Below are 4,099 nucleotides of genomic sequence, written 5' to 3'. Positions count from 1 at the left end.
GCGGCGCGGGCACGCTGGTGGTCTCCGCCAGCCGGGACCGGGCCGTGTTCGTGGCGTCCAAGATGCCGACACCGCCGCGCGGCAAGGTGTACCAGCTGTGGTTCGCCGACGGCGGGAACATGCGCTCGGCCGGCCTGATGGATCCCGACCGCAGCAGCCAGGCCGTACTCATGCAAGGCGCGGTCGACGGCGCGACGGGTATCGGCATCACGGTGGAGCCGGCTGGTGGATCGAAGCAGCCGACCTCGACGCCGGTCGCCCTGCTCGGCATGCCGACGTAATGCATGCGCGTGAGGAGCCTGCCCGTCGGCGGACTCCCCACGCGGCTATATGTGTCGGCGCGGTGGCCGGGGAAAGAAGCCACTGAGCGTTTCCCGGTAAGCCCTCATGTCTGTGTGTGATCGTTCAGATGGTGCGGTCGTATTCGAGCTGGAGCAGGATGAGGGCCGCGGCGGCGATCTGGGTGATGCGGCTGGGATCGAGGCTGACCCGCCGCAGGGCCTTGAAAGTGGTCTTGAGCAGGTCATTCGCGCGTTCGCACATCCCGTGGACGCCTCGGATGACCCTGTTGAAGGTCTGCTGAGCTTCGGTGAGTTCACCGCCCGCGGGCTTCTTGACCGGGTGACGGAAGCCGTCTCCGGCGTTCTCGTAGCCGAGGTCGACCAGGGTCAGTGTGCCCAGTTGGTCGGCGAGCCGGTTCAGAGCATCGACGAGCCCGTGGTGGCGGGCGCAGGTGGTGTCGTGCTCGCGGCCGGGCCGCACCGGCGAGACCCAGATCGGCCAGCCGTCCGGGGCGGAGATGACCTGCACGTTGCCGCCGTGATGCTTGTGCTTGCCCGACCACCAGAGGTCTGCCCCGTTGGGCCCCGGGGCCGCGACGCGGTCGGTGCGGATGACCGTGCCGTCCAGATTGAGATGGGTCAGGCCGGCCGCCTTCGCCCGTTCCAGCGCGGTGGCCAGGTCCGGTGCCCCGGCCGCCAGGACCGTCAGCCCTTCGTGGAGGTATCGGTAGGCGGTGGACGTGGACAGGGCGTTGTCGCGAGCGAGTTGGGACAGACGGGTGCCGTCGATGAACCAGCGCAGGATCAGCACGGCCTGCTTGAAGCAGCCCAGGGCGCGGCGCCCGCGGCGGGTGCCGACCTCGGTTCGATGGCTTCGCAGGAGCCGGGCCAGGTGCTCGGCGGTGGAGCGCCGGACATCGAGCACGGCGGTGTATGTGACACTGGTCGGCACGTGAGGCCCCTCGGTCGGATCTTTCTGTCGCAAGATCGTTCCTACCAGGGGCCTTACGCCTGAACGGAGTTGGGAGTGCACCACGAGACTCCCGGAGGTGATCACCCTCAGCGACCGTCGGTTACCGGGAAAGGCTCACTAGGCTAGTGCCGCAACAGGCAACGTTGGCCCTGTAACCGCCTGCGGCGTCAGCTCGTGGTGAGTGGTGCGCTCTCCTCAGCGTCGAGCTGGGGGTCCGCCCAGATGTAGCTCTCGGGAAGCAGGTCGGTGATGGGCACCATCCGGAGGATGTCATTTGTCCCGACGATGACCTTGAGGGCTGGGAATTAGTCAAGTAGGACCTGGCGGCAGCGGCCACACGGAGGTACGACGCCTCGGTCGCGGTCGCCCACGGCGACGATGGTGTCCAGGTCGTAAGCGCCCTGGGCGGCAGCAGCGCCGATGAGGACCAGCTCCGCGCAGGGGCCTCCGGTGAAGTGGCAGGCATTCACCGCGATGACGATCCGGCCATCTCAGGCGCGGGCCGCAGCCGCCATGGTGTGGTTGTCGCCCCGGCAGCGTGTGGCCGCGACGTGCGCCGCTGCCCGGATCAGTTCGTGGTCGACGCGGTCGGTCTGGGTGGTCATCTTCTCTGCCTTCATGCGGTTTCAGGCGACGTTGGCCCTGTCGACGACGGAGCGTAGGCGCTGGTCGTCGGCGTGGCGGTTTCGCCAGACATCCGATGCGGTTGATCTGTCAAGCGGCCTCAGCGACGTCGGGGGCCTTGGGGGTGAGGAAGGCGATCGCTTCGTCGTAATCAGTGCGGACGGTGAGGCAGTGGTGCAGGCAGCCGAGCATGCGGTTGAAGAGGTTTCTCTGGGCTGCGGTGTGTCGGTCGCCGGCCTCTCTGCGACGGTCGTAGTGGGTTCGGGCGCCGGGTGAAGCGGTCAGGGCAGCGAAGGCCCAAACGTAGCCGACGGCGGCCAGGCGCTGGTTCTTGACCCGGCGTGCCATGACCGCCACGCTCTTGCCGGACGCTCGGGTGACCGGTGCGGCCCCGGCGAAGGCTTTCAGGCCCTTGGCGTCGGTAAAACGGGATCGGTCGTCACCGATCTCGGCAAGCACCCGGGCGCCGGTTAGTGACCCGAGCCCTGGAAAGCTGGTGATGATCCGCGCGTCCGGGTGCTGCTGAAAAGACTCCACCGCCGCCTGCGCGAGGTCGTCCGCGCTGGTGCAGGCGATCTCGAGTTTCCGTACCAGCGTCATGGTCTGGCGGCCCATCGCGTCTTCCACCAGCGGCAGTTGTCGCATGTGCGGCTCTCGGAAGATCTCGTGCAGCCGTTCGGCCTCCGCGTCGATGCCGCGCTGGCGGCCGGCCTTCTTCAGCAACGCCCGCGGCTGGGCGCGGGTGAGCTTGGTGGCCTGCCCCGGGGTGGGGGCTGAAGCCAGGATGACCAGGGCCGCAGGGGCGCATAGGCCGTCGCGGGTACTGAACGCCTCCAGCGCAGCGGGGAAGTATTCGTGCAGGTGAGAGCGGAGTTTGTTACCGGCCTGGGTGCGGTCCCAGACCGCGTCCTGCTGGGCTCGGGCCAGCACCGCGATGGCCTGGGCCAGCTCGGAATCGCGGGGCAGTTGCCGGTGGGCTGCGGCGTCGGTGCGCAGGATGTTGGCCAGGACCATGGCGTCCAGGTGGTCAGATTTGCGGCGGGAGACTGCGTGGCGGTCGCGGTAGCGGGCGGCGGCCATCGGGTTGATGGCGTAGACGGGGCGTCCGGCGGCGCGCAGGCATGCCACCAGCAGGCCGCGGGAGGTCTCGATCGCCACCGGGATCGGGTCCTCTCCGGTGTCGCCGTGGGCGGCGAGCAGGTCCATCAGTTGTTGCAGGCCCGGTGAGTCGTCGCGGATCCGGGCCTTAGCTAAAAGGGCTCCGTCCTGGTCGACCAAGGCGACATCGTGATGATCGCAGGCCCAGTCGATCCCGCAGTACACGTACATGATGTGCTCTCGCGTCCTCTTAGCTCGGGGTGCATTGCTGCTGGTCGCAGCCTCGCAGGATCACGCGTCTCCCTAATGGAAGGGCTCAATGGCCCAGCATCCGATTACTGAGGATTTCGGCTTAGCGTCGGGTGGTGACGGGGGTTGATCCCTGCGGTATGCCGTTTCTATGCGGTATGCGCAGGGTGGGGGCCTGACCGCTGAGCGGCGGGCATTTCGTGAACGGATACGGCATGAGGCCGCGGAGCGGTTCGCAGCGGGCGTGAAGACGGCTGCGGTTGCCAAGGAGTTACGGGTCAGCGAGCGGTCGGTGGAGCGGTGGCGTCGTGCCTGGCGGGAAGGGGGCGCTCAGGCTCTGCGGTCGACGGGTCCTGCGAACGCACCGCGGCTGTCGGACGCCCAGGTCGCGGTGTTGGAGGAGGAGTTGGGCAAGGGGCCGGCAGTTCACGGCTTCGAGGACCAACGGTGGACGCTGGCCCGGATCCAGGAGGTGATCTCGCGCCGGTTCCACTTGAGCCTGTCGGTGGCGACCGTGTGGCGGCTGTTGAAGCGGCACGGCTGGTCCTGGCAGGCGCCTGCCCGGCGTGCCCTTGAACGGGACGAGGACGCGGTCGCGCTGTGGAAGAAGGAGGTGTGGCCGCTGGTGGAAGCACCGCGGCGGCGCTCGGGGCCTGGGTCGTCTTTGAGGACGAGGCCGGATTCTCGATGACGCCGCCCAGGGCCCACACCTGGGGCTTACGCGGTCATACTCCCGTCGTGCGTGTCCGTGGCAGGTCCAGGCGCCGCATCTCGGTAGCGGAGCCTCCCCCTGAGTGGTGGACACCCTGACCTCGACCCCGGTGGGGGTCGGGAGAGGGTGACCGATTATGGTGATGAAGGTCTATTCGCCCGA

4 protein-coding genes and 2 pseudogenes are annotated in these 4,099 nt (G+C 68.2%); 3 read left to right on the top strand and 3 right to left on the bottom strand.

What is annotated here, in order from left to right; genetic code table 11:
• The coding region (locus ACIBJF_RS52520; protein ID WP_399184978.1) for an anti-sigma factor domain-containing protein at positions 1-281 on the top strand (281 nt) is incomplete at its 5' end.
• A gap of 124 nt (positions 282-405) precedes the next feature.
• Here the strand turns inward: ACIBJF_RS52520 and ACIBJF_RS52515 are convergent.
• The 3 genes and pseudogenes from ACIBJF_RS52515 to ACIBJF_RS52505 form a co-directional block, all read right to left on the bottom strand.
• On the bottom strand, positions 406-1,233 hold the full coding sequence (locus ACIBJF_RS52515) for a transposase family protein (RefSeq protein WP_399184977.1): 828 nt from the start codon (positions 1,231-1,233) through the stop codon (positions 406-408).
• 188 nt (positions 1,234-1,421) lie between these two features.
• Positions 1,422-1,859, bottom strand: a pseudogene (locus ACIBJF_RS52510) (cytidine deaminase).
• A gap of 109 nt (positions 1,860-1,968) precedes the next feature.
• Positions 1,969-3,207, bottom strand: coding sequence for an IS110 family transposase (locus tag ACIBJF_RS52505; protein ID WP_399184976.1), 1,239 nt, complete (start codon positions 3,205-3,207; stop codon positions 1,969-1,971).
• Between the two features lie 169 nt (positions 3,208-3,376).
• Here ACIBJF_RS52505 and ACIBJF_RS52500 point away from each other — a divergent pair, with 169 nt between their 5' ends.
• Positions 3,377-3,916: a winged helix-turn-helix domain-containing protein gene (locus tag ACIBJF_RS52500; protein ID WP_399184975.1), complete on the top strand. Its 540-nt coding sequence runs from the start codon at positions 3,377-3,379 to the stop codon at positions 3,914-3,916.
• Positions 3,841-4,005, top strand: a pseudogene (locus tag ACIBJF_RS52495) (IS630 family transposase); the annotation flags it as partial. The gene ACIBJF_RS52500 and the pseudogene ACIBJF_RS52495, both read left to right, overlap by 76 nt.
• Between the last annotated feature and the right edge of the window lie 94 nt (positions 4,006-4,099).

This window comes from Streptomyces sp. NPDC050743 (genome assembly GCF_044456925.1).
Classification (GTDB): Bacteria; Actinomycetota; Actinomycetes; order Streptomycetales; family Streptomycetaceae; genus Streptomyces.
Note: the sequence above shows the minus strand (reverse complement) of the source record. Positions and strands in the feature narration are given on the sequence as shown.